This window comes from Curtobacterium sp. MCPF17_051, from assembly GCF_003234595.1.
Lineage (GTDB): Bacteria > Actinomycetota > Actinomycetes > Actinomycetales > Microbacteriaceae > Curtobacterium > Curtobacterium flaccumfaciens.
Genome location: NZ_QKSE01000013.1, coordinates 75,976 through 100,202 on the forward strand (window position 1 = coordinate 75,976; position 24,227 = coordinate 100,202).

Consider the following 24,227-nt stretch of genomic DNA (forward strand, 5'->3'; position numbering starts at 1 on the left):
CAATCTGTCGGGACGATGGCCACATGCCCCGCCGCACCGCCCTCACCCTGCGCTTCGTCCAGCTCTTCGTCGGACTGTTCCTCTACGGCGCCTCGACCGCACTGCAGGTCCGCGCGGTGGTCGGCGTGAGCTCGTGGACCGTGCTGACCCAGGGGCTCGAGAACGTCGTGCCGTGGTCGTTCGGGGTCATCACGGTCGTGTCGAGCGGCGTCATCCTGCTGCTGTGGATCCCGCTGCGCCAGAAGCCGGGCATCGGGACGCTGCTGAACGCCCTGGCGATCGGGCCGAGTGCGGACCTGGTGCTCTGGCTGGTTCCGGAGCCGTCGGGGCTCGTCGCCCGGATCGGGCTGTTCGCCGCGGGACTCGTGCTGCTCGCGATCGCGACGGCGTTCTACATCGGTGCGGGGTTCGGCACGGGGGCGCGGGACGGCCTGATGGTCGGGTTGCACCAGCGGCTCGGCTGGCCAATCTGGCTCGCGCGGACCCTCGTCGAGGTCACCGTGGTGATCGTCGGGTGGATCCTCGGCGGGGACGTCGGCGTCGGCACCGTCATCGCGGCGTTCGCGATCGGCCCGATGGTCCAGCCGCTCATGCCGCACTTCCGCCGGTTCCCGTGGAGCCCCGAGCGCACGGCCGCAGCGCCCGGCGTCGCAGCACCCGCCCTGGAGGCCCGCCCCACCCCCGCCACGCCCGCTTCCTGAGCAGGAACGGTCTGGTCCACGGCCGCGACCCGACCATTCCTGCTCACGATCGCCCGGCGATCGCGTGTGACCCCTTGCGGCCGTAGGGAACGCGATATAGCGTGACCTGCACAGACGCGATACATCGCGAGTCCCAGGAGGCAACATGGCGCAGGAGAAGTGGCTCGTCGACGAGCCCAAGGTCATCGACACCGGCATCGTGCGCACCGTGCGTGTCGGCCTCGTCGGCGGGCAGGTGGACGTCGTCGCGCACGACGAACCCACGGCCCGGGTCGAGATCCACAGCGTGTCCGGCAAGCAGATGCTCATCGAGGTCGACGGCGACACCCTCACCGTCGACCACCCCCAGGTCCGGTGGGACGACCCCATCGGGTTCCTGAAGTCCTTCCGCGGCAAGGCCCACGCCGACGTCAGCATCCTGGTCCCCCGCGACGCCGGCATCACGCTCGGTGTCGTCTCGGCCGGTGCGCTGCTGTCCGGCACGAACCGTGGTGCCACGCTCAACACGGTGTCCGGCGACCTGGTCGTCGACGGCGTCGCGGGTGACGTCACGGTCAACGCCGTCTCGGGCGCCACCACGATCCGCGACCTCGACGGCGCGCTCGCGGTGCACACCGTCTCCGGCGACGTCGTGGCCACCGGCGAGATCCCGCGGTTCCAGGCCGATGGCGTCTCAGCCGACGTCGTGCTCGACCTGCACGGGGTCCCCGAGTCCGCGCGCGTCAACACGGTGTCCGGGTCGGTGAGCGTCCGCCTGGCGGACGGCGTCGCCTACAAGTGCACGGTGAACACCGCGACCGGCAAGCTGCAGTTCGACGACGCCGAGATCCGCGGGGTACGCGGTTCGTACGTCAAGCAGGGCGGCGAACTGTCCGGCCAGTGGCTCGACCTGCGGGTGAACTCCGTCTCCGGCGACATCGCGGTGCTGCACGCCCCGCCAGTCGCCGAGCCTGCACCCCCGACGACACCGACCACCCCGACGAACGAGAGCGAGGTGCCCGAATGAGCCCCGTCTTCGCCCACGGCCACCTGCGCCTCTACCTGCTCGTCCTGCTGGCCGACCACCCGATGCACGGCTACGAGCTCATCCAGGCACTCGGCGACCGCTTCGGCGGCACCTACGTGCCGAGCGCCGGCACCGTGTACCCCCGGCTCGCCAAGCTCGAGGACGACGGCCTGGTCACCAAGACCGCCGACGGGCGCAAGACCGTCTACGCGATCACGGACGCCGGCCGTGCCGAGCTCGCGGCGCGTGCCGACGAGATCGCCACGGTCGAGTCCGGCGTGAGCGACTCGGTGAAGTCGTTGGCCGACGGCGTGCGCGCCTCGGTCGGCGAGGCCATGCGCTCGCTCCGTGCCGACCTGGCCGCCGCCGCCGAGAGCCCGGCGACCGGTTCCGCCGAGGAGCCCGTGTCCGTGCCGTCGGACAGCGCCCGCGCCCTGCGCGAGCTCGAGATGGCCCTGTCGTCGTTCCGGCAGCAGGTGCGTGCGGACCTGCGCCGTCGGGCGACCCGCGGCACGCTCGGTGCGGACACCGTGACGCGGCTGCGCGACGGCCTGGAGGCCCTGCGCAAGTCGCTCTGACGGCCGGCGGCCGACAGGCGGTCGCGACCACGGGCCTCCCGGCCGTCACGGGACCGCCCGCGGACCCAGGTTCCGGACACAGCACCGTGCAGATGCGCGGTGCTGTGTCCGGAACCTGGTTCCTCACCGTCCCGCAGCCGGTGGGTCGACGACCGACAGCCGCGTCGGCGCGAAGCCGGCGAACGCCTCGGCCGCCGTCAGGGGTTCCCCGTGCTCGACGCGCGCCACGGTGGTGCGCACCGCCGCGAGCTGCCGGGCCAGCCGGTCCCGTTCGTGCTCCAGCCACGTCAGGTGCGCCGTGAGCGCCGCGACGTCGTCACCCTCGTCGTCGAGGCGTCGCGCGATCTCCGGCAGTCCGAGTCCGAGTCCGCGCAGCAGCAGGATCCGCTGCAGCCGGACGAGCGCGCGGTCGTCGTAGCGCCGGAGCCCGCCCGCGCCGACGGCGGTGGCCGGCAGCAGTCCGACGGCCTCGTAGTGCCGAAGGGTCCGACTCGAGACGCCGGCGGAACGCGCCACCTCGGTGATGGCGTGGGGAGCTTTCGCAGCTGCGTCGTCCGGGCCTGTCGATCCGCTCATGCTGGCGACTGTACTGGTTGACGCTGCGTCAACGGCAAGGGGTGGGCGGCACCCAGGGTCGAGCGCCCGTGGGCACCCGGGAATATGCGGCAGGCGAACCGTGTTGACTCGCGCCCGGAACTGAGTAGGTTTGCCGCTCGTGACGAACGAGATCCGGTCGTTGAAAGCACGACTGATCGGGGATCCCCTCCCCTCTGAGAAGCTCGAAGGACAGCTCCTCCCGAAGCACCTGGCCCTGCCGATCTTCGCGAGTGACCCGCTGTCCTCTGTCGCGTACGCGCCGCAGGAACTCCTGATGATCCTGCTGCTCGGCGGCATGGCCTTCCTGACGTTCGCGCCGTGGGTCGCCGCGCTCGTCGTGCTGCTGCTCGTGGTCGTCGTCGCCTCGTACCGGCAGCTCATCAAGGCGTACCCGTCCGGCGGTGGCGACTACGAGGTGGCGCACCGGAACCTCGGTGAGAAGGCCGGGCTGGTCGTCGCCAGTGCGCTGCTCGTCGACTACGTGATGACGGTGGCCGTGTCGGTCGCCTCCGGTGTCGACAACATCATCTCGGCGCTGCCGATGCTCGACCACTTCCGCGTCGAGCTCGCCCTGCTGTTCGTCGTGCTGCTCGCCGCCGCCAACCTGCGGGGTGTGCGGGAGTCGAGCAAGGCCTTCGCGATCCCGACCTACCTGTTCGTGGCGAGCGTCTTCGTGATGGTCGTCACCGGACTCGTCCGGGTGGCAGCCGGCAACGCCCCGGTCGCCGAGTCCGCTGCGTACACCGTGCAGAACGTGGAACACACGACGCAGGCGGCGTTCATCCTGCTGCTCCTCCGCGCCTTCGCCTCGGGCTGCTCGGCCCTGACCGGCGTCGAGGCCATCGCGAACGGCGTGCAGGCGTTCCGCCGGCCGAAGATCAAGAACGCGCAGGCCACCCTGGTCGCGATGGGCGGCATCGCGATCGTCCTGTTCATCGGGCTCATCACCCTGGCGCTCGTGTCGCACGTGCACTACGCCGAGCGTGCCTGCGACCTGCAGGGCTTCGCGAACTGTGCGACCACGCCCCAGCGCTCGCTCATCGCGCAGATCGCTGCGGCGACGTTCGGCAACAACTCGGTGCTGTTCTTCGTCATCCAGGCGACGACGGCAGCGGTCCTGCTCCTCGCGGCGAACACGGCCTTCAACGGCTTCCCGCTGCTCGGCTCGATCCTGGCGCGCGACTCGTACGCTCCGAAGGCGCTCTCGACCCGCGGCGACCGCCTCATCTACTCGAACGGCGTCATCGTCCTCGCCCTCGTCGCCGCGGCGCTGCTCGTGGTCTACCGGGCGAACGTCACGAGCCTCATCCAGCTCTACATCATCGGTGTCTTCGTGTCGTTCACGCTCGGGCAGACGGGCATGGTCGTGCACTGGACGCGGCTGCTTCGGGCCGACCGGGACCGGGACGGGTCGCCCGCTGCTGACGACGAGCCACCCGTGAACCGCGGGCAGGTCGTCCGCTCCCGCACGATCAACGCGATCGGCGCCACCTTCACCCTCGTGGTGCTCGTCATCGTCACGATCACGAAGTTCACCCACGGGGCCTGGCTCGTGTTCCTGATCATGCCGGTGCTGTACGTGCTGATGCTCGGCGTGAACCGGTACTACCGCGACGTCTCGCACGAGATCGAGGCCGACGTCGAGACGAAGTTCGGCGCCACCGGCGACCACGCCATCGTGCTGGTGAACAAGCTGCAGAAGCCCGTGCTCAAGGCGCTCGACTACGCGGTCGCCGCGGAGCACGCGAGCATCGAGGCGGTGCACGTCGCGATCGACGACGCCGAGTCCCAACGCCTGCGCGACCAGTGGGCGGAGTACGGCATCCAGGTGCCGCTGACGATCGTGCCGAGCCCCTACCGTGACATCTCGATGCCGCTGATCAAGTACATCAAGGCACACCGGCACGAGCACGGCTCCGAGGTCGTCACCGTCTACACCCCGATCTTCATCGTCGGGCACTGGTGGGAGGGCCTGCTCCACAACCACCGCGGTCGCCGCATCCGCAAGAAGCTGCTGCTCGTGCACGGCGTCACCGTGGCCCTGGTGCCGTGGCTCCTCGACTCGTCCGAGCTGCTGTACGGCCGGCGCTCCCGCCCGCTGCCCGGCCAGGATCGCCGCGGCGAGCCCGTCCGGCCCCCGCTCCGCCGCCCCGCGCAGCCCGCGTCGCCGGCCGAGGCCGCGACCGAGGACCGCCTGCTCCGATCCGCCGAGCGCAACAGCATCCAGCCGCGCCGCGCGACCCGTCCGGCGGGCCCCGCCGAGGGCGTCGACCCCGCGCTCTGCACGGGCGAGATCCACGCCCTCGTGCCCTCCCCGCCGCGACGGGGAGCCGACGAGTCGTAGCATGTGGCCCCATGACCATCAGTGACCTGCGGACGTTCGCCACGTTCGACGGACACGGCGGCAAGGTCTCGAAGCGCGTCGAGGTGCTCGACCACGAACCGCCGCCCGGCAGCCCGCTCGAAGGACTCGTCGCCGTGCGGGGCGAGCATCCCCTCGGCGCGTGTGACGAGCGCGCCGCCGACGAGTCCGCCGCGCTCTCCCGTGGCGTCCCGAGCGTCGGCTGGGTGGATCCGGCGGCGCTCCGCGACTGGTACCGCCCGGACCGCGTCGTCCTCACCCGGCTCGAGGCCCGGCAGTCCGGCATCGAGCCCGGCGTCTACGCCGACTCCCGTGGGCGCGGTCGCGTCCGGATCGACGGCCTGGAGGCTCACCTCGCCCCCGACGGTCGACCCGCGTTCCGCGCGCTGGCCGGCCCCACCGCCGAGCCCGTCGTCGACGCGCCGCTGCCGACCGACCAGGCCGTCCGCCTGGTGGCGGTGAGCGCTGTCCCCGAGGGGCTCGAGGTCGTCACCGCCCCGGTGTCACCGTTCCTGCAGCCCGGCGAGCACCCGGCGTACGGCGACGACGTGGTCGGGTTGCCGCCACGTCCGGCGAGCGGTCACGTCCGGGTCACGGCGTCGGTGCTGCTCGACGGCGAACTGCACGAGGTCGACCGGATCGACGTGCGTGCGGCGACGATCTGGATCCGCCGCGACGACCGCGTCGTACCGATCGCCACGAGTGCCGTCGGGCCCGACCTGGTGCGGTACGCGGCGACTGCGGTCTGAGCCGCTTCGGGGGACGCCGCTGCTGCGTGTCGCGACGGGGGTGCGGCGTACCGTCGCGGACATGAGTGACGCAGACCGCGACCAGCAGCAGACCCCGGACGCACCGATCCAGGGCGAGACCCTCGGCGGCCCCCGACCCGACCCCTCCACCGACGCGAGCAAGGACCCCGAGCAGTGGGTCACCGGCGACGAGCCGATGACCGGACCGCAGCGCAGCTACCTCGACACCCTGGCCCGTGAAGCCGGCGAGGAGCTCCCCGCCGACCTCACCAAGGCGCAGGCGTCGGAGCACATCGACCGTCTCCAGCAGCAGACCGGCCGCGGCGCCGATTCCTGAGGAGCAGTCCGCCCTTCGGCGGACCGCTGCCTGGGCATGCTCTGAGCGTGTTCTGGCGAAGCGCGGTCAGTCCCCTGTTCGAGGACGATCGATGACGCGTCACCGGCTACCTTCGTGGCCATGCGAACGACATCGACCTCCATCGGCCTGACCGCGCTCCGCATCGTCCTCGGGGTGGTGTTCATCGCCCACGGCGCCCAGAAGTTCGCCCAGGGCATCCCCGCCGTGGTGCAGGGCTTCTCCGGCATGGGCGTCCCCCTCGCCGAGGTCGCAGCACCCCTGGTCGCCGGCCTCGAGCTCGTCGGCGGCATCCTGCTCGTGCTCGGCGTCGCCACCCGCGTCGTCGGCGTGCTGCTGGCCGTCGACATGGTGGTCGCCGGGTTCCTGGCCCACGGCACCGCCGGCTTCTACTCGCAGGACGGCGGGTTCGAGTACGTGCTCGTCCTCGCGGTGGCGTCGTTCGCCGTGGCGTTGACCGGGCCCGGGCGGTTCTCGCTCGACGCCCTGGTGCTCAAGTCGTCGCGCCGTCGTCGTGGCGTCGAGGGACCCCTGCCCGCCTGAGCCGCGCGGCTTGTCCGGTGCGAGGTTCCGTCGCTCGTGCGAGCTCACGAGGGCCGCACCGGGAACGGAACCTCGCACCGTTCGCGTGGCCCCTCGCACCGTGCGAGGGGCCGCGCGGCCGTTCAGCCCGCCAGTGCGTCCATGACCTGGCGGGCGATGCGCCGTCCGGCCCGGTTCGCACCGATGGTCGACGCCTGGGGACCGTAGCCGGCCAGGAACAACCGCGGCTCCTCGGCCGACCGGCCGTCCTCGACCACCACCCCGCCCGCCGGGGTCCGCAGGTGCAGCGGTGCGAGGTGCCGCAGGTCGGCGCGGAACCCCGTCGCCCAGATCACCGCGTCGGCGCGCACATGGGATCCGTCGGCGGTCCACACGCCGGTCTCGTCCATCCGCGTGAACATCGGCTCGTCACGCAGCACGCCGCGGTCGATGCCGGCGCGGATCCGTCGCGACACCGGGACCCCGGTGCCGCTGACGATGCTCGGCAGGACCTCGCCGGCGCGGGCGGCACGGTCCTGTTCGTCGACGGCGGCCACCGCGGACTCGACGTCGAGCGACGCTGTCCCGGCCCAGACCATCGGGCGCCGGGTGAACCACCGCGTCGAGCGGGCGACGCCGTCGAGTTCGAGCAGGAACCCGATCGCGCTCGTCCCACCGCCCACCACCACGACGTCCTGGCGAGCGAACTCGGTGGCGCTGCGGTACTCGGTCGTGTCGACCTGCCGTCCGCGGAACACGTCGCGGCCCGGGTACCACGGCACGAACGGGGTGCCCCACGTGCCGGACGCGTTCACCACGACCTCGGCACGGATGCGCGTGACGGTGCCGTCGGCGCTCCGGGTCGTGACGCACAGGCCGCCGTCCGCCGGAGCCTCGGCCGCCACGCCGCCGTCGCCGTCGATGCGCGAGACGGACGTCACCGTGACCGGGCGCCGGACCCGCAGGTCGTAGTGCTGCTCGAAGCGCCGGTAGTACTCCCCGACGACGTCCCGGGCGGGCCGTGACCGGTCGGCGTCGTCGAACTCCAGGCCCATCGCGCGCATGCCGGGCAGGTCGTGCACCCGGTGCGCCGCTCCGAGCCGCAGGGCCTCCCACCGGAACTGCCACGCCCCACCGGTGCTCGGCGCGCGGTCGAGGATCACCAGCTCGCTGCCCGGGACGAGCCCGAGGCGACGCAGGTGGTATCCCACGGAGAGCCCCGCCTGCCCCGCACCGATCACCACCACGCGGGCGTGCTGGTCGACCGGGGTCTCGAGGGGTTCCGTCATCACTTCGATTCTGCTGTGCGGGCCAGCCGTCGCGCGACGTCCAGATCGAGGTACATGGTAGAGTGATCGGCAGATTTCAAACCACGAACCGTCTGGTTCCCCGAGTGATCCTCCGTCATTCGCCAGGACCGGACCAGAGCCGAACGAGGGGGTCACGCATGGGGCGCGGCCGTCAGAAGGCGAAGCACACCAAGGTCGCCCGCGAGCTGAAGTACTTCAGCCCGCAGACGAACTACGGTGCGCTCGAGCAAGAGCTCTCCGCCGGACAACACTCCGACGAGAACTACGTCGACCGTTGGGCGGACCAGTACGGTCCGGAACCGGCGGAAGACGAAGACGAGTTCGAGACCCAGGCAGACCAGAACAAGTCCGCCTGACTTCTCTCGCAGTCACGCCGCGCAGCCCTCGGGCAGCGCGGCGTTTCCGCGTGCCCGGACGCCGGACGCGCACAGGCACTCATCGGATCTTCCAGGGCACCCTGCAGCGCGCTCGGGTCCCGGCCGCGAGTGGTCACGACTCCCCGCGCGCAAGACGCCGTGCGGTCGAGAACTGTCGGCTGCAGGCACGCCAGGCGACGGTTCGTGACCGCTCACCGCACGCACCACAGCGAGTCCCCGGCACACCCGCGACGGAGGCAGGGGCCAGGCTGCTCGCATCACACGCACCGGTACCGCGCCCGAGTCCCGGCCTCGAGTGGTCACGACTCCCCGCGCGCAAGACGCCGAGCGGTCACGAACTGTCGGCTGCAGGCACGTTGAACGACGGTTCGTGACCAGTCACCGCACGCAGCACGGCGAGTCCCCGGCACACCCGCGACGGAGGCAAGGACCAGGCTGCTCGCATCACACGCCCCGGTACCGCGCCCGAGTCCCGGCCTCGAATGGTCACGACTCCCCGCGCGCAAGACGCCGTGCGGTCACGAATCGTCGACTGCAGGCCCGCCGAACGACGGTTCGTGACCACTCACCGCACGCTCCACGGCGCGGCGCAGGACCGCGGCGCGGCGGGAGCGGGAGCGGGAGCCCCCGGCCCGGCGCCGCCGAGCTGGTCAGCCCGCGTAGCTCCCGACGAGCCGGACAGCGCCGCCGTCGACACCCTTGGCCCCCTGCTCGAACCCGGTCAGGTCCCGCGCGGACGTGGCGATGGTGCCGACGGGCCACGTGGGCATGCCGGCGGCACCGAGTGAGGCGATGACCTCGGCAGCGGCCCCGGCCGAGACGACGGCGAACATGCCGATGCCCAGGTTCCAGGTGCCCTCGGTGTCCTCGATCGGGGTGCCGGCCATGTCAGCCAGGACCCGGAAGACCGGGAGCGGCTGCCAGGTGGAGCGATCGACCTCGACCCAGGAGCCGACGGGCAGCACGCGCGCCAGGTTCGCGGCGATGCCACCACCGGTCACGTGCGAGAGCGAGTGCACCGCGCCCGGGTGCTGCTCGAGGAGCGCCAGGAGCGGTGCGGTGTACAGGCGGGTCGGCTCGAGCAGGGCTTCGCCGACGGAGACCGCGCCGCCGAAGCCGACGCCGCTCAGGTCGGCCAGCTGGTCCGTGAAGCCGACGCCCCGCGACGCCAGGATGTGCCGCACGAGCGAGTAGCCGTTCGAGTGCAGGCCCGACGACTCGATCGCCAGGACCACGTCACCGTCCTGCACCAGGTGCGCTCCGAGCTGCGCGTCCGCCTCGACGACACCCGTCGCCGCACCGGCCACGTCGTAGTCGTCCGGGCCGAGCAGCCCCGGGTGCTCGGCGGTCTCGCCGCCGACCAGGGCGGTGCCGGTCTCCGAGCAGCCGCGGGCGATGCCGGCGACGATGTCGGCGATCCGGCCCGGCACCACACGACCGCACGCGATGTAGTCGGTCATGAACAGCGGCTTCGCGCCGACCACGACGATGTCGTCGACGACCATGCCGACCAGGTCCTGCCCGATGGTGTCATGCTTGTCGATCGCCTGCGCGATCGCGACCTTGGTGCCGACGCCGTCGGTCGAGGTCGCGAGCAACGGGTGTGAGAAGTCCTTCAGGAACGAGACGTCGTAGAGCCCGGCGAACCCACCGACGCCACCGAGGACCGAGGCGTTGTGGGTCGCCGCAACCGCGGACTTCATCAGTTCGACGGCCAGGTCACCGGCAGCGGTGTCCACTCCGGCTTCGGCGTACGGGTTGGGCATGCGGAGTCCTTCGCGGTGACATGGCAGACTTGTTCGGTACCCCCCGATTCTACGGTCTGGAGCACACCCGCGAATGTGCGGCATCGTCGGCCTTGTTGCGCAGGGCCCCGCCAACCAATCCATCTACGACGCACTGCTCCTCCTGCAGCACCGCGGGCAGGACTCGACGGGCATCGCCACGGTCGAGGGTCACGTGCACCACATGCACAAGACCCGCGGCCACGTGCGTGAGGCGTTCCGCACCCGCGACATGCGTGCCCTCCTCGGCACCATGGGACTCGGACACGTCCGCTACGCCACCAAGGGCGCCGCGACGAACGAGGAAGAGGCCCAGCCGTTCTACGTGAACGCGCCGTACGGCATCGTCCTCGTCCACAACGGCAACCTCACCAACACGCGGGAACTCACGCGTGAACTGTTCGACATCGACCGTCGCCACCTGAACACGACGAGCGACACCGAGCTCCTGGTGAACGTGCTGGCGCACGAGCTGCAGGGCCAGGTCCGCGGCGCGAACCTCGACCCGGGTCAGGTCTTCGACGCCGTCGAGCGCGTGCACGAGCGGGTCGAGGGCTCCTACGCCACGATCGCGACCATCGCCGGGCACGGGCTGCTGGCCTTCCGCGACCCGTTCGGCATCCGCCCGCTGATCCTCGGCCACAAGTTCGACGAGGCCGGGCAGCCGGAGTGGGTCGTCGCGAGCGAGTCGCTCGTGCTCGAGTCCGGCGGGTACGAGATCGTCCGCGACATCGCCCCGGGCGAGGCCGTCTTCATCGAGATGAACGGCCAGATGCACGCCCGCCAGTGCGCGAAGAACCCGCGCCTGGTGCCGTGCTCGTTCGAGTACGTCTACCTGGCACGCCCCGACTCGGTGATGAACGGCATCTCGGTCTACGACGCGCGTCTGCGCCTCGGCAACCGTCTCGCCGACACCATCGAGCAGTACGCGCCGACCGGTGACATCGACGTGGTCATGCCGATCCCGGACTCGAGCCGTCCGGCGGCCATGCAGGTCGCCCGGAAGCTCGGCATCGAGTACCGCGAGGGCTTCTACAAGAACCGCTACGTCGGCCGCACCTTCATCATGCCGGGGCAGGCGGAGCGCAAGCGTTCGGTGCGCCAGAAGCTCAACGCGATGTCGTCCGAGTTCAAGGGCAAGAACATCCTGATCGTCGACGACTCGATCGTCCGCGGCACCACGAGCCGCGAGATCGTCGAGATGGCCCGGGCCGCCGGCGCGAACGAGGTCACGTTCACGAGTGCCGCTCCGCCTGTCCGGTTCCCGCACGTCTACGGCATCAACATGCCGACGCGCGCGGAGCTCATCGCGCACGACCGGAAGATCCCGGAGATCAACCGCGTGCTCGGCAGCGACCACCTGATCTACCAGGAGGTCGGGGACATGCGCGACGCCATCATCGAGGGCTCCGACGTGACCGACCTCGAGATGAGCTGCTTCACGGGCGAGTACGTCACGGGCACCGTGAGCCCGGAGTACCTGTCCTGGGTCGAGGCGAACCAGCTCAGCTAGGTCGCGTCCGAGACGCGACCACCAGACGGACTGGAGGCCCGGTGCCAGCTGGCACCGGGCCTCCAGTCCGTTGATCGGGAGCGGCTACGGCCGCTGGTCACCGTGGTCGTCGAGCTCGCCGTCGACCGTCTCGGGGGGCAGTTCGACCTCGACGCGCTCCGCCGTCAGGCGGGCCGACCGCCGGGCGTAGACCCGGTCGAACACGACGGCGACGACCGCACCGACGAAGGCACCGATCGTGACACCCCACAGGCTGAAGTAGCCGACCAGGCTGCCGAAGCTGGTCTGGTCCCGCTGGCCACCGAGGTTCATGGTGAGGGCGACCACGACGAGGGTCGCGAGGAATCCGAGCACGGCACCGCCGACGATGAACACGCCGAACTTCGGTGCACGGCGGATGGTGACCTCGTCGGGGCTGGCGACCGCGCTGGGAGCCGGTGCCGGCGTGGGGAGCGGCTGCTCGTCGGGTTGATCGGTGTTGCTCACCCGTCCATTGTCCCCCACTGTGGGACGTCCCGCGGCCTGTGCCCGGCGACCGATCCGGGAGAGGATGGTCGCTACTGGTCGGTATCCCAAGGGGAGGAGGTGTGTCGGATGCGTGAACGAACCGCACCCGCCCGCCGACGCCGACCGACCGCCCCCGCCCGCGTGGCCTGGCCCGTCGCGCAGCGCGTCGAGGAGGACCGCGCCGTCGCCGTCGTCGCCGAGCACCGGTGGAGCGTCGCACTCGTCGGCGCCCCCGGGATCGGCAAGAGCACCGCCGCGGCGCGGGTCACCGACCGCGTCGCCGGTCGCGACGGCACCGGCCGCACGGTCGTCGTGCCGATCACGGCGGTCGCCGCGAGCAGGTCGATGCCCTTCGGCGCCGTCGCCGAGCGCTTCGGCGAGCTGCCGGCGTCCATCTCGGAGCTGTCCGACGACACCGGTGCCGAGCAGCGCCTCCGGGCGATCGAGGACCTCGTCGACCGCGACGTCCTGCTCCGCGTCGACGACGCCGACCACCTCGACGCGATCTCCGCGCGGTACGTCGCCTGGTTGGTCCGCCGGCAGGGCGCCCGGCTCGTCCTGACCTGCCGCGACTTCACGGCGCTCCCCGAGCCGCTCCGCGCGCTGTGGCAGGACGACCTGCTCGAGCGCATCGACCTGCAGCCCCTGGCGCTGCACGAGACCGCGGCACTCGTGGCCGAGGCGCTGGGCTCGCCGCTCGAGAACGCCTCCGCCGAGCGCGTCCACCGCGCCACCGCCGGCAACCCGCTGTACCTGCGCGAGGTGGTCCGCGCGGCACGGGTCTCCGGTGCACTCGACCACACGGCGACCGGGTGGTACTGGCGCGGACGGGTGACCGCGTCGGACAGCCTCGCCGACATGTACCGCACGGAGCTCGGGTCGCTGCCGGAGGACCTGCGCGACGTCGTCGACATCGTCGCCCTCGCCGACCCGATCCCGCTCGCGCGCCTGCTCGGCCTGGTCACCGGCGGGGACGTCGACCGGGTCGTCGCGCTCGGCTTGGTCCGGATCGATTCACTCGAGGACGGCGCCGCGGTCGTCCGGCCGTCGCACCCGCTCGTCGGCGAGGTCATCCGGACCCTGGTGCCGGTGGCCCGGCGCACGGCGCTCTTCGCGCGCGCCAACGCCTTCCGCACCGACCGACCCGAGGGCGCACCGCCCGCAGCACGCCTGCGTGCCGCGCTGTGGTCGCTCGAGTGCGGGGTCCTGCCGTCGGTGGACCAGCTGCTCGACGCCGCGCAGGTCGCCGTGCGGCTGCAGGAGCACGAGAGCGGGATCGCCCTGGCCTCGGCAGCGCTCCGCACGACACTCACCCCGACCGAGCAGGTCGCCGCGCACTGCCTCCGCTCGTTGGCGTACTCGTACTCGGACGGCCGTGAAGCCGGCCGCGCCGGCGCCGAAGCCGCTTGGGAGGTGGCGAAGCGGCACGTCGGCGACGTCACCGACGAGGCCGTGATCGAAGCGTGCGAGACCCTGGCGAACATCCGCCAGTTCCACGACGACGACGTCACGGCGGCGGTCGCCCTGACCGATGCCGCCACGCGCCTGGTGGTGTCCGACGAGGCCGTCGAGCGGCTGCGGCTGCTGCGGATGGCGCACCAGGGCTGGGGCGGGGACTTCGCCGAGGTCCGGGCCGAGATCGAGCGCAGCGGGATCGTGCACGCCCCGACGATGCCGATGTCGTTCCTCGCCGTCGCACCCTGCGCCGTGATGGCGTTGGCGACCGCCGGCCGGCTGGACGACGCGTCCGCGCTCGGTCACCGCGCCCTGGCCACCGCCGTGGCCCACGTCGAGGCAGCGCCCTGGAGCGTCGGCGAGAACTCCTCCGTCCTGCACCAGGTGCAGATGTGGCGCGGCGACCTGGACGACCTGATCATCGAGGTGCCGGCGGGGCGGTCCAGCCCGTACCTGAAGTACGACTTCACGCTCGAGCTCATCGGCCAGGGCAACCTGGCGATCGCACAGCGCCGCTGGGACGACGCGGTCGCCGCGTTCTCGGCGGCGTGCGAACGGTACGACATCGCCGACCACGGCGGGTTCGCGGCCTACCCCTGGGCACGTCTGGCCCTGGCGCACGCCTACGCCGGACGCCCGGAAGCAGCCTCCAGTGCGCTCGAGCGGGCCCGGACCACCCCGCTGCGGGCGATGCGGATCATCGGCGAGCAGGTCGCCGTGTCGATCGCCTGGACCGAGGCCGTGCTCGGCAACCCGGCCGGACTGCAGCACGCCGACGAGATCATCGAACGCAGCACGGCCAACGGCTCGTGGACGCACGTGATGTACGGGTACGCCCTGCACCACGCGGTCGGCATGTCGCAGGGGCGCGACTCGACCGGTTCGCTCGCGCGGATGCGCGAGGCCGCTACCCGCGTCGACGGACCACTCGCCGCCGCCGTGATCGAGTACGCCGACGCCGTGCGTGCCGGCGATCGCACGCGGGTGATCGCGGCGCAGGGCGTGCTCGCGGCGCACGGTGTCTCGGTGGCCGCCGCGCGCTCGAAACCGCCGCTGACGAAGCGCGAGTACGAGGTCGCCGAGCTCGCTGCGCAGGGGCTGAGCAACCGCCGGATCGCGGAGTCCCTCGGGCTCTCGACGCGGACGATCGACGCGCACCTGTCCCGTGTCTTCGCGAAGTGGGACCTGCACGCGCGCTCGGAGCTCAGCGAGCTGCTCTGAGCTGCTCTGAGCTGCTCTGAGCTGCTCAGCGTTCGGCATCGGCTGTCGCACACGCAAGAACGTTGCGGATTGCAGCACGACGCGCCGCCACGATTGACACGTTGTGTGGAACATCGCGTACCTTGGTGCCTGTCGCCGGGTTCGGACCCGTTCGGGTCGGGTCCGAATCCCGGCGACTTCAAGCTTAGGAACCCGGTCGATGCGGGCGCATCGGTAGGCACTACCTAATTCGCGCGGGAATCCTCCGCGGGCGGCTTCGGGGCGGTTCGGGCAGGCGCGATTCGGTCAGGCGCGGGTGGGTCAGGCGCCGGGGGCGGGCAGCCGGACCGGCAGGAACGCCGTCAGGTCGGCGCGCGAGCCCGAGGCGCTGACGCGCGACTGCGCGACCGCCTCGGCCCAGGTCAGCTCACCGGACGCGAGCGCGAGCCACGTGGTGGCGTCGGTCTCGACCACGTTCGGCGGCGTGCCACGGGTGTGCCGGGGTCCGGGCACGGCCTGGACGGCGGCGAACGGCGGCACCCGCACCTCGACGCTGTTGCCCGGCACCTCGTCCGCCAGGCACTGCAACGTCCACCGCACCGCGGTCGCGACGGCCGGTCGAGCCGTCTCCCCACGACGCACCGCGGCCAGTGCCGCGCGCCCGTCGGCGTCCTCGATCCTCCTGGGTGGCATCTCCACAGGCTAGCCCTCGCATCGCGGGCGGCGAGTCGGGCTGGGTAGGGTGATCGGGTGCGAATCCTCGTCCTCGGTTCCGGTGCCCGCGAGCACGCGATCATCACGGCCCTCCTCGCTGAGCATGCGGGTCACGTCATCACGGCAGCGCCCGGCAACGCCGGCATCGCCGCCGACGTCGAGACCGTCTCCCTCGACCCCACCAACGGTGCGCTCGTCGCCGAGTACGCGATCGAGAACGACGTCGAGCTCGTCGTCGTGGGCCCCGAGGCCCCGCTCATCGCCGGCGTGGCCGACCCGGTGCGCACCCGCGGCATCCCGGTGTTCGGGCCGGGCAAGGCCGCCGCGCAGCTCGAGGGGTCGAAGGCGTTCGCCAAGCGGATCATGGGCGAGGCCGGTGTGCCCACAGGGCGTCCGGTCTACGCCGGCACGGCGGACGAAGCCGTCGCCGCGATCGACGAGCTCGGCGCCCCGTACGTGGTCAAGGCCGACGGGCTCGCCGCCGGCAAGGGCGTGCTCGTGACCGACGACCGCCAGGCCGCGATCGACCACGCCACCTACTGGCTCCAGCACGGACACGTCGTGGTCGAGGAGTTCCTCGACGGCGAAGAGGTCTCGTTGTTCTTCCTGAGCGACGGGCACGACGTCCGCGCGCTCAGCCCTGCGCAGGACTACAAGCGCCTGGCCGACGGCGACCACGGACCGAACACGGGCGGCATGGGTGCGTACTCGCCGCTGCCGTGGCTCGCCGACCGCTGGCCGTCCGAGCAGGCCTTCGTCGACGAGGTCACCGAGCTCGTCGCGCTGCCGACCGTCCGCCGCCTCGAACACGAGGGCACGCCGTTCGTCGGGCTCCTGTACTGCGGCCTCATCGTCACCGAGCAGGGCGTCCGCGTGATCGAGTTCAACGCGCGCTTCGGTGACCCGGAGACGCAGGTCGTGCTCCCCCGCCTGGCCACGCCGCTCAGCGAACTCCTGCTGGCTGCCGCCACCGGGCAGCTCGGTGCGGTGCCCGCACCCGTGTTCCGCGACGAGGTCGCCGTGACCGTCGTCCTGGCGAGCGAGGGCTACCCGGAGAACCCGCAGACCGGTCGACCGATCACCGGCATCGACGACGCGAACGCCCGCGACGGCGTCTCGGTCGCGCACGCCGCCACCGGTGTCCTCGACGACACGCTCGTGGCCACGGGTGGCCGGGTGCTCAGCGTCGTGGCGACCGGGTCGGACTTCGCCCAGGCCCGCGAGCGCGCCTACGCCGGGCTCGGCGACATCACGCTCGACGGCGCCCAGTTCCGCACCGACATCGCCGCGAAGGTCGCGAAGTGACCGCCGCCGCTCCGATCGCCGGCTGGCGGCACGTCTCGTCCGGCAAGGTGCGCGAGCTCTACGTGCCCGAGGGCACCGCGGACCTGGCGAGCGCGTCCGAGCTGCTGCTCGTCGCCTCGGACCGGGTCAGCGCGTACGACTTCGCGCTCGAGCCGCCGATCCCGGGCAAGGGCGAACTGCTGACCCGCCTGTCGCGGTTCTGGTTCACCCAGCTGAGCGACGTCCCGAACCACATCATCGGCCCGTCCTCCGGTGGAACCCCGGTGCCCGCCGAGGTCGAGGCACGGTCGATGCACGTCATGCCGCTCACGATGTTCCCCGTCGAGTGCGTCGTGCGCGGGTACCTGGTCGGCAGCGGCTGGGCCGAGTACCAGGAGACCGGCAGCGTGTGCGGCGTCGCGCTCCCCGCGGGGCTGTCCAACGGTGACCGCCTGCCGGAACCGATCTACACGCCGGCGTACAAGGCGGCCCAGGGCGAGCACGACGAGAACATCTCGTACGAGCAGACCGTCGACCTGGTCGGTGCCGAGACCGCGGCCACCCTGCGCGAGCTCTCGCTGCACGTCTACACCGAGGCCGCGGCCATCGCTCTCGAGCGTGACGTCGTCATCGCGGACACCAAGTTCGAGTTCGGGCAGGACGCCACCGGCCGGATCCGCATCGCCGACGAGGTCCTGACGAGCGACTCCAGCCGCTACTGGGACGCCCGCTCCGCCGACCGCACCGACTCGTTCGACAAGCAGATCGTGCGGGACTGGCTCAGCGCGCACTGGGATCGCCAGGGCATGCCGCCGGTCCTGCCGGACGAGATCGTCCAGCGAACGGCTGCGCGCTACGCCGAGCTGATCGAGCGCCTCGGCGCCTGACGCCCCGCCCGGTCGGCGCCTGGTGTCGCACGAACGGTCACGACGCCCCGCTCAGGTCCGCCGTGCGGTCACGAACCGTCGCCCGAGGCCGCGCCGACCGACAGTCCGCGACCACTCGGCGCCCGACGCACGGCAGGTCGCGACCACTCGCCGCGCGGTACCCGGTGCCACCCGAACGGTCACGACGCCCCGCTCAGGTCCGGCGTGCGGTCACGAACCGTCGCCCGAGGCCGCGCCAACCGACAGTTCGCGACCACTCCGCGCCCGACGCACGGCAGGTCGCGACCACTCGCCGCGGTACCCGGTGCCACACGAACGGTCACGACACCCCGCTCAGGTCCGCCGTGCGGTCACGAACCGTCGCCCGAGGCCGCGCCAACCGACAGTTCTCGACCACTCCGCGCCCGACGCACGGCAGGTCGCGACCACTCGGCGCCCGACGCACGGCAGGTCGCGACCACTCGCCGCGCGACCGGCCGACGAGCCGGCGGCAGTTGTTCGACCGCTCAGGCCCCGAGCGCGTCCCGCGCCACCACGACGACGGTCAGGTCGTCGCCCGGGTCGTGCTCGGCGACGCGTGCGCGCACCCGCTGCAGGAACGTCTCGACGTCCGGGGACTCCCGGTACAGCGACCCGAGCTCCGACAGCGACGCGAGCGTGGAGTCCCAGAGCTCGAGCGCGCCGTCGGTCACGACGATGAGCACGTCACCGGGCCGGAGCACGAGCGACCCGGCGGCGCGGGGCATCCCTGCGGGGTGCAGCCCGATCGGCAGGTCCGACGACCGCAGGATCCGTTCGGCACCGTCGTCGCGGAGCTGCAGTACGAGCCCGTGGCCGGCGTCGGCGAAGTCGAGGCGGCCGGTGGACGGGGTCAGTCGGCCGTGGAACATCGTCGCGAAGGACTCGGCACGGCTGAGCTCGGGGGCGACCTGCGCCTCGAGTTCGGCGACCGCGACGCTCGGGTCCTGGTCGCCGCGGGCGAGCAGCCCACCGCGGATGTTCGCCGCGAGGAGCCCGGCGGACATCCCCTTGCCCATGACGTCCGACACGGTCAGGTGGATCGAGTCCTCGCCGGAGCGGTGCCAGTCGTGGAAGTCACCGGAGACGAGCCCGTGCGGGATCGACACCCCCGTGATCCGGTACCCGGGCACCTGCACGGCAGCCGGCTGCAGGCCGTGGAGCACGGTGCGCAGCCGGTCCTCGTCGGCACCGGCGAGCAGCTCGCGCTCTGCCCAAATGCCGAGTTCCTGCAGCAGTTCGAGCTCGTCGGCGTCGAGGGTGCGCGGCTCGGGGTCGATCAGGCAGAGGGTGCCGATCTTCAGGTCGTCGTCGCCGGCGCGGAGCCCGACACCGGCGTAGAACCGGATGTTCGGGTCGTCGAGCACCATCGGCAGGTCCGCGTACCGGTCGTCCAGTCGGGCATCGGCGACGACCACGGGGCCCTGCTCACCCAGGCTCCGTCCGCAGAACGTGTCCTGCAGCGGGATGACCGGATCGAAGGCGGCGTCGCTCTGCTGCGACTTGATCGTCAGCGTGGTCTCGCCCGCCAGGTTGAGGAACGAGCCGGAGACCCCGAGGGCCTCACGGGCGATCCGGGTGATCCGTTCGAACCGTTCCTCGACCCCGCCGTCGACCACGTCGAGTGCCGCGATCAGAGCGGCTCGCCGGACCGCATCGGCCCCGGTCGGCGCGGGCACGGACATCGCGGTTTCCGGCTGCATGCTCCCACGGTAACGCGCGGAACGGACAGGGCCTGGCCCCAGTCCGGAGGGCGCAGGTGGTCGGGCGCGTCGGCGTACCCTGGTCGTCGTGCTCCGAGTCGTCCCCGCAACCGTCCTCGGCGTGGCCGCGCTCCTGGCCCTCGCTGGCTGTGGCGCCCACGACTCCACCGGCCAGGTGTCGGTCACGGTGTCGTCGAACGCCGCCGACCACCCCTACGAGGTCAAGGTGTTCGCCTCGACCGGCAAGCTCTCCGAGCACCAGCGGGTGTTCCCGGGCGGTACGGCGGACTTCGCGGGCGTTCCCCTCGGCCAGGTCACGGTCCGCGCCGGCGACCTCTGCCCGCAGACGACCAAGGTGTCCGACGGCACGGTCGCGAGGGTCACCCTGACGACGACGGGCTGCTGACCCCGACCGCGACCGGGTGCTCGACGCGCGGTTCGCCCGGCGAGCCGGATGCCGGAATCCGCGAAGAACGCGAGAACTACCGTTCTCCGGGTGTGCCGCTCCGCGCGATGGTCTGGTGCGGCTGCTCCCCGAACCGTTCCCGGTAGTACGCCGCGAACCGCCCCAGGTGGGTGAACCGCCACCGCCGCGCCACCTCGCTGACGAGCAGCGCGCGGGAACCCGGCCGCCCCAGCTCCAGGTGCACCCGGTCGAGCCGGACCTCGCGCAGGTACCGCATGGGCGTGACGCCGAGACGACGGCGGAAAAGGTCCTGCAGGCCGCGCTCACTCAGGTCGCAGGCCGCTGCGACGTCCGCCACCGTCAGCACCCGGTCGGCATGGTCGTGGACGAAGCCGATCGCGCGCCGCATCCGGTCCGCGACGTCCGCTCGCGACCGAGCGAAGGTCGACAGGACGACGGTCGCGATCCGCCGGTTCAGGGACGCGCGGTCGGCGGCGGGCAGCGCCGGGTCGAGGATGCGCCCGGAGGCCTCGCGCAGCAGTGCCCGCAGCGGTTCGAGTGCGGGATCGCCCGCGTCCGGCTGCCGGAACACCGAGGACTCGTCCGTGTCGCCGAGCAGCGACGGCGACAGGTGCAGCAGCGTCGTGGCGGTCGCGTCGGTCTCGAAGCCGTACGCGACGGACGCCGAGAGCATCATCGGCCGCCCGGCGCCGACCTGCCACTGCTCGCCGTCGTCGGCGGTCAGGCTGGCCCGGCCGTCGGCGAGCCAGAACACGACGTGGTCGGGACGCGGACCGATCGTCCCGGACTGCTTGCCCGGTGTCGCGATCCGGTGGATCGACAGGTCGTCGTCCCCGCCGGTCTCGTAGCCGAAGCCCTGGTCGTCAGCGGTCACGGCGTCGGGACCCGGTCCCACTCGTCCCCGTACCGGGACAGCACCGACCACCGCGAGATCGGCCACGTGGTCACGAAGGCGCGCCCCACGACGTCGTCGACCGGCACGGTGCCGTGCACGCGCGAGTCGGCGGAGTCGTAGCGGTTGTCGCCCATCACCCAGATGCGCCCCTTCGGCACGGTGATCTCGAAGTCCTTCCCGGCGACACGGTCCGACCCGCGTTCGAGCACGACGTAGGGCTCGTCGACCGCGTGTCCGTTCACCGACAGGCGCCCCCGGGCGTCACAGCACGACACCGTGTCACCCGGCAGGCCGATGACCCGCTTGATCAGGTCGTCGCCCTGGCCCATGCTGAGCCAGCCGCCCGGGTCCTGGAACACCACGACGTCACCACGCTGCAGCGGGACGACCCCGGGCACGAGCTCGTTGACGAGCACCCGGTCCCCGACGAGCAGCGTGTTCTGCATCGAGGCCGAGGGGATGTAGAAGGAACGGACCAGGTACGCCTTCACCAGGAAGGACGCCAACAGCGCCACGACGACGATGATGACGAGGTCGCGCAGGAACCACAGACCGCCGCGCTTCGGCTCGGCCACGGCGTCGGCGTCAGCGCCGGATGCAGCGTGGGCGTCGGTGTCGCTCAATGCGTCAGCACCACCTTGACGAGGCCGATCACGAACGCCACCGCGGCCAGCACGATGCCGCCCCACAGCCCGAGGAACGTGGGCTGCTTCCCGCTGAACCGCTGCATGAACACACCCACCAACCCGATGCGTACGACCAGGATCACCGTCGCCGCGATCTGTGCCCACTCCGCCGGCAGCCACCCGGTCCAGGCAACCGCGTAGAGGACCGCCGGGATCAGCCCGGAGGTCGCGATCGGGTTGGCGTTCCTGACGATCGTCGCGACCGAGTCGCGGCGCGCAGCGCGGTCCTCGGCGGACTCCTCGCCGTCGTCGCCGAGCCCGTGCGCGACCAGGTGCGCGAGCACGTGGGCCAGGTACGTGAGCACCGCGGTCGCCAGGACGGTCGCCACCGCTGCTCCGTGGTGGATCTGATCCGGGTTCACCGCGATCGCGACGGCGAGCACCGTGATGTTGCCGTAGATGTACGACGACATCCGGTCGCGGACGTGCTCGAGTGGCAGGTCGCGGGGATCCGGGCGACCGCCGCGGGGTCCGCGCCCCGGTCGGGAGGGCCGTCGTGTGCGTGGCATCCGTCCATCTTGGCCCCCGCGGTCTGCCGTCCGCCGACAGGACACCGGGTGCGATGGCCACACGGGTGGCCGGTTCCGGCAGACTGGGTGCCGATCGGCGCGACGGAGCGCCGGACAGGAGGCCCGCATGACGTCAGCACGACCCCTCGCCCTGGTGACCGGGGTGGGCCGCAGAGCCGGCATCGGCGCGGCACTCGCCACCCGGCTGGCAACCGACGGCTGGGACCTCGCCATCTCGTGGTGGGGGCCCTACGACGACCGCGTGAGCGGCGGGGCGGACCCGGACGGGGTCGAGTCGGTGGTGCAGGAGTGCGAGGCGGCGGGAGCACGGGTGACGCGCCTCCCGGTCGACCTGGAGGACCCGGAGCAGGCGGCCGCGCTCGTCGGCCGCGCCGAGTCGGAAGCCGGCGCCCCCGTGACCGCCCTCGTCATGTCGCACTGCGAGTCCGTGGACTCCGACCTGCGCACCACCACGGTCGAGTCGTGGGACCGCCACTTCGCCGTGAACGCCCGCGCACCGTTCCTGCTCGTGCAGGCCTACGCGGCGGGGCTCGAGCGCGCCGGGGACGCCGCACCGCGCGACCGACGCCGGATCGTCGCGCTGACGAGCGACCACATCGCGTACAACCTGCCGTACGGGGCATCGAAGGGTGCGCTCGACCGGATCGTGTTCGGCGCCGCGAAGGAGCTCGGCAGCCTCGGCGTCAGCGCCAACGTGGTGAACCCGGGCCCGAACGACACCGGCTGGATGTCCGACGAGGTCAAGGGGTGGGCCGTCGAGGGCACTCCGCTCGGCCGACTCGGACGCCCGTCGGACACCGCCGCGCTCGTCGGGTTCCTCTGCTCGGAGCAGGGCGCCTGGGTGAACGGGCAGCTGCTGAAGTCGGACGGTGGGATCTCGAACAGCGCCTGATGCGGGCGGCCGGGCAGCCGGGCAGCCGGCGCCGAGTCTCGGAGTCAGCGACACTTCTCGTGGCTGCGGGCGCGAGAAGTGTCGCTCAGTCCGAGTCTCGGCCGCCCCGCGGCGGACCGCGTCAGGCGCGACCGGGCGCAGTCACCTCGATGCGGTTCGCCCACGGGTCCTCGAACGCGACCGTCCGGCCGTCGTCGGCGGTCTGCACCCCGGTGTCGTGCATGCGTGCGACGAGGGCACCGAGGTCGTCCGACCCGGGCACCTCGATCCGCACGAGTCCCAGCCCGAGCGCGAGCTGGCGGCGCCCGGCCCCACGTGAGTTCCAGGTGTTCATCGCCATGTGGTGGTGGTAGCCGCCGGCGCTGACGAACAGGGCCTCGCCCCAACCGGCCGTCGTCGCGAAGCCGAGCTTGTCGACGTAGAAGTCCTTCGCGCTGGCGACGTCGCCGACCGACAGGTGCACGTGGCCGACCCGACCCGGCGCGTTCGGCGCGGACTCCACTGCCTCGACCGTCAGGTGCTCTTGCAGGAACGCGTTCGGGTCGACGTACTTCGTGTCCATGTCGACCATGCCGTGCGTCCACGACCACTCCGTGCGGTCACGGTCCCAGTACAGCTCGACGCCGTTGCCCTCGGGGTCGGTGAAGTAGAACGCGTTGCTCACCAGGTGGTCGGCGCTGCCGGTGAAGGTCTGCGGGAACTTCGTTGCGACCGAGTACAGCGCGGCGGCCAGGTCGGCCGTCGTGTCGAACAGGATCGCGGTGTGGAACAGGCCGGCGTCGTGCGGGCCTGCGTGCTGCATGGACGGCGCGTGCTCGAGGATCACGATCGGCACCGCCAGGCCACCGGCACCTGGTCGCCCGAGGACGGCGACGCCGCCCTCGTTCGAGAGCAGCGAGAGCTGGACGCCGTCGCGGTAGTAGCCGATCATCCGGTCGAGGTTCGCGACGCGGAGGGTGACGGCACCCATCCCGGTGTCGGCGGCGAGGAGGTTCTGCGGGTGCATGGCACCAGTGTGCGCCCATTTAGTTGACGCGTCAACCAAATGGGCGTCGGTCGCCTGCGCCAAAGCGACAGATCCACGCCATCCCGGTGCGAGGTACCCGCCAAAGCGACAGATCTCTGCGAACAGTTCGCGGCAATCTGTCGCTTTGGCGCACGGGGGCGCGCAGCGG

General features: G+C 71.9%; 24 protein-coding genes. 14 read left to right on the plus strand and 10 right to left on the minus strand.

The features are described 5' to 3' along the window. Positions 1-23: 23 nt before the first annotated feature. The 3 genes from DEJ35_RS11710 to DEJ35_RS11720 all read left to right on the plus strand — a co-directional run bounded on the left by DEJ35_RS11710 (position 24) and on the right by DEJ35_RS11720 (position 2,285). Entirely contained in the window at positions 24-701 is a 678-nt protein-coding gene (locus DEJ35_RS11710; protein ID WP_181419959.1) for a YitT family protein, read from the plus strand. A 145-nt stretch (positions 702-846) separates the two neighbouring features. Next, entirely contained in the window at positions 847-1,707 is an 861-nt protein-coding gene (locus DEJ35_RS11715; protein WP_110858858.1) for a DUF4097 family beta strand repeat-containing protein, read from the plus strand. Beyond that, complete coding sequence (locus DEJ35_RS11720; protein WP_071405831.1) at positions 1,704-2,285, plus strand: PadR family transcriptional regulator; 582 nt, start codon at positions 1,704-1,706, stop codon at positions 2,283-2,285. Before DEJ35_RS11715 ends, DEJ35_RS11720 begins: the two co-directional genes overlap by 4 nt. Positions 2,286-2,408: 123 nt before the next feature. On the opposite strand, the gene DEJ35_RS11725 is transcribed toward DEJ35_RS11720, so the two are convergent. Next, positions 2,409-2,861: a MerR family transcriptional regulator gene (locus DEJ35_RS11725; RefSeq protein WP_111192776.1), complete on the minus strand. Its 453-nt coding sequence runs from the start codon at positions 2,859-2,861 to the stop codon at positions 2,409-2,411. Positions 2,862-2,991: 130 nt separating this feature from the next. On the opposite strand from DEJ35_RS11725, the gene DEJ35_RS11730 reads away from it, so the two are divergent. The 4 genes from DEJ35_RS11730 (at position 2,992) to DEJ35_RS11745 (ending at position 6,891) form a co-directional block, all read left to right on the plus strand. After that, on the plus strand, positions 2,992-5,226 hold the full coding sequence (locus DEJ35_RS11730; RefSeq protein ID WP_110858856.1) for an APC family permease: 2,235 nt from the start codon (positions 2,992-2,994) through the stop codon (positions 5,224-5,226). An 11-nt stretch (positions 5,227-5,237) separates the two neighbouring features. Continuing rightward, a complete protein-coding gene (locus DEJ35_RS11735; RefSeq protein ID WP_111192777.1) occupies positions 5,238-5,993 on the plus strand; it encodes a hypothetical protein in 756 nt (251 codons plus the stop codon). A gap of 61 nt (positions 5,994-6,054) precedes the next feature. Beyond that, entirely contained in the window at positions 6,055-6,330 is a 276-nt protein-coding gene (locus DEJ35_RS11740; protein WP_017886246.1) for a DUF3072 domain-containing protein, read from the plus strand. A 120-nt stretch (positions 6,331-6,450) separates the two neighbouring features. Continuing rightward, positions 6,451-6,891, plus strand: a complete 441-nt coding sequence (locus DEJ35_RS11745; RefSeq protein WP_111192778.1) for a DoxX family protein — start codon at positions 6,451-6,453, stop codon at positions 6,889-6,891. A gap of 122 nt (positions 6,892-7,013) precedes the next feature. Here DEJ35_RS11745 and DEJ35_RS11750 read toward each other — a convergent pair whose 3' ends face one another. Further along, on the minus strand, positions 7,014-8,159 hold the full coding sequence (locus DEJ35_RS11750) for an NAD(P)-binding domain-containing protein (protein ID WP_111192779.1): 1,146 nt from the start codon (positions 8,157-8,159) through the stop codon (positions 7,014-7,016). Between the two features lie 158 nt (positions 8,160-8,317). Here DEJ35_RS11750 and DEJ35_RS11755 point away from each other — a divergent pair, with 158 nt between their 5' ends. Next, entirely contained in the window at positions 8,318-8,536 is a 219-nt protein-coding gene (locus tag DEJ35_RS11755; RefSeq protein WP_017886249.1) for a DUF3073 domain-containing protein, read from the plus strand. Positions 8,537-9,207: 671 nt separating this feature from the next. Here DEJ35_RS11755 and purM read toward each other — a convergent pair. Next, entirely contained in the window at positions 9,208-10,323 is a 1,116-nt protein-coding gene (gene purM, locus DEJ35_RS11760) for a phosphoribosylformylglycinamidine cyclo-ligase (protein ID WP_111192780.1), read from the minus strand. 73 nt (positions 10,324-10,396) lie between these two features. Between purM and purF the strand changes: the two genes are divergently transcribed. Further along, entirely contained in the window at positions 10,397-11,854 is a 1,458-nt protein-coding gene (gene purF / locus DEJ35_RS11765) for an amidophosphoribosyltransferase (RefSeq protein ID WP_027465037.1), read from the plus strand. Between the two features lie 84 nt (positions 11,855-11,938). On the opposite strand, the gene DEJ35_RS11770 is transcribed toward purF, so the two are convergent. Beyond that, complete coding sequence (locus DEJ35_RS11770) at positions 11,939-12,340, minus strand: hypothetical protein (RefSeq protein WP_110858851.1); 402 nt, start codon at positions 12,338-12,340, stop codon at positions 11,939-11,941. Between the two features lie 108 nt (positions 12,341-12,448). On the opposite strand from DEJ35_RS11770, the gene DEJ35_RS11775 reads away from it, so the two are divergent. Continuing rightward, a complete protein-coding gene (locus DEJ35_RS11775) occupies positions 12,449-15,037 on the plus strand; it encodes a LuxR C-terminal-related transcriptional regulator (protein ID WP_111192781.1) in 2,589 nt (862 codons plus the stop codon). A 300-nt stretch (positions 15,038-15,337) separates the two neighbouring features. Here the strand turns inward: DEJ35_RS11775 and DEJ35_RS11780 are convergent, their stop codons facing one another. Next, positions 15,338-15,709, minus strand: coding sequence for a sterol carrier family protein (locus tag DEJ35_RS11780; protein WP_071248502.1), 372 nt, complete (start codon positions 15,707-15,709; stop codon positions 15,338-15,340). A 57-nt stretch (positions 15,710-15,766) separates the two neighbouring features. Here DEJ35_RS11780 and purD point away from each other — a divergent pair, with 57 nt between their 5' ends. Together purD and DEJ35_RS11790 are read left to right on the plus strand one after the other, a co-directional pair. Further along, a complete protein-coding gene (purD, locus tag DEJ35_RS11785; RefSeq protein WP_111090232.1) occupies positions 15,767-17,035 on the plus strand; it encodes a phosphoribosylamine--glycine ligase in 1,269 nt (422 codons plus the stop codon). Next, positions 17,032-17,901, plus strand: a complete 870-nt coding sequence (locus DEJ35_RS11790) for a phosphoribosylaminoimidazolesuccinocarboxamide synthase (protein WP_111192782.1) — start codon at positions 17,032-17,034, stop codon at positions 17,899-17,901. The genes purD and DEJ35_RS11790 overlap by 4 nt, the downstream gene beginning before the upstream one ends. Before the next feature lie 506 nt (positions 17,902-18,407). Here the strand turns inward: DEJ35_RS11790 and DEJ35_RS11795 are convergent. Further along, positions 18,408-19,622, minus strand: a complete 1,215-nt coding sequence (locus DEJ35_RS11795; RefSeq protein WP_110858848.1) for a PP2C family protein-serine/threonine phosphatase — start codon at positions 19,620-19,622, stop codon at positions 18,408-18,410. A gap of 88 nt (positions 19,623-19,710) precedes the next feature. Here DEJ35_RS11795 and DEJ35_RS11800 point away from each other — a divergent pair, with 88 nt between their 5' ends. Beyond that, on the plus strand, positions 19,711-20,028 hold the full coding sequence (locus tag DEJ35_RS11800; protein WP_146238480.1) for a hypothetical protein: 318 nt from the start codon (positions 19,711-19,713) through the stop codon (positions 20,026-20,028). 76 nt (positions 20,029-20,104) lie between these two features. On the opposite strand, the gene DEJ35_RS11805 is transcribed toward DEJ35_RS11800, so the two are convergent. From DEJ35_RS11805 to DEJ35_RS11815, 3 genes are read right to left on the minus strand one after another with little or no spacing between them, the layout of a single operon-like run. After that, positions 20,105-20,923 carry a helix-turn-helix transcriptional regulator gene (locus DEJ35_RS11805; protein WP_146244787.1) on the minus strand — a complete coding sequence of 273 codons (819 nt, stop codon included), beginning with the start codon at positions 20,921-20,923 and terminating at the stop codon, positions 20,105-20,107. Beyond that, positions 20,920-21,567 carry a signal peptidase I gene (lepB, locus tag DEJ35_RS11810; protein WP_111192784.1) on the minus strand — a complete coding sequence of 216 codons (648 nt, stop codon included), beginning with the start codon at positions 21,565-21,567 and terminating at the stop codon, positions 20,920-20,922. The genes DEJ35_RS11805 and lepB overlap by 4 nt, the downstream gene beginning before the upstream one ends. Then, positions 21,564-22,139, minus strand: coding sequence for a hypothetical protein (locus DEJ35_RS11815; RefSeq protein WP_146244788.1), 576 nt, complete (start codon positions 22,137-22,139; stop codon positions 21,564-21,566). The genes lepB and DEJ35_RS11815 overlap by 4 nt, the downstream gene beginning before the upstream one ends. 127 nt (positions 22,140-22,266) lie before the next feature. Between DEJ35_RS11815 and DEJ35_RS11820 the strand changes: the two genes are divergently transcribed. Next, positions 22,267-23,052: an SDR family oxidoreductase gene (locus tag DEJ35_RS11820; RefSeq protein WP_111192786.1), complete on the plus strand. Its 786-nt coding sequence runs from the start codon at positions 22,267-22,269 to the stop codon at positions 23,050-23,052. Positions 23,053-23,173: 121 nt separating this feature from the next. Here DEJ35_RS11820 and DEJ35_RS11825 read toward each other — a convergent pair whose 3' ends face one another. Continuing rightward, positions 23,174-24,058 (minus strand): VOC family protein, encoded by an 885-nt coding sequence (locus DEJ35_RS11825; protein ID WP_111123694.1) that lies wholly within the window; start codon positions 24,056-24,058, stop codon positions 23,174-23,176. Between the last annotated feature and the right edge of the window lie 169 nt (positions 24,059-24,227).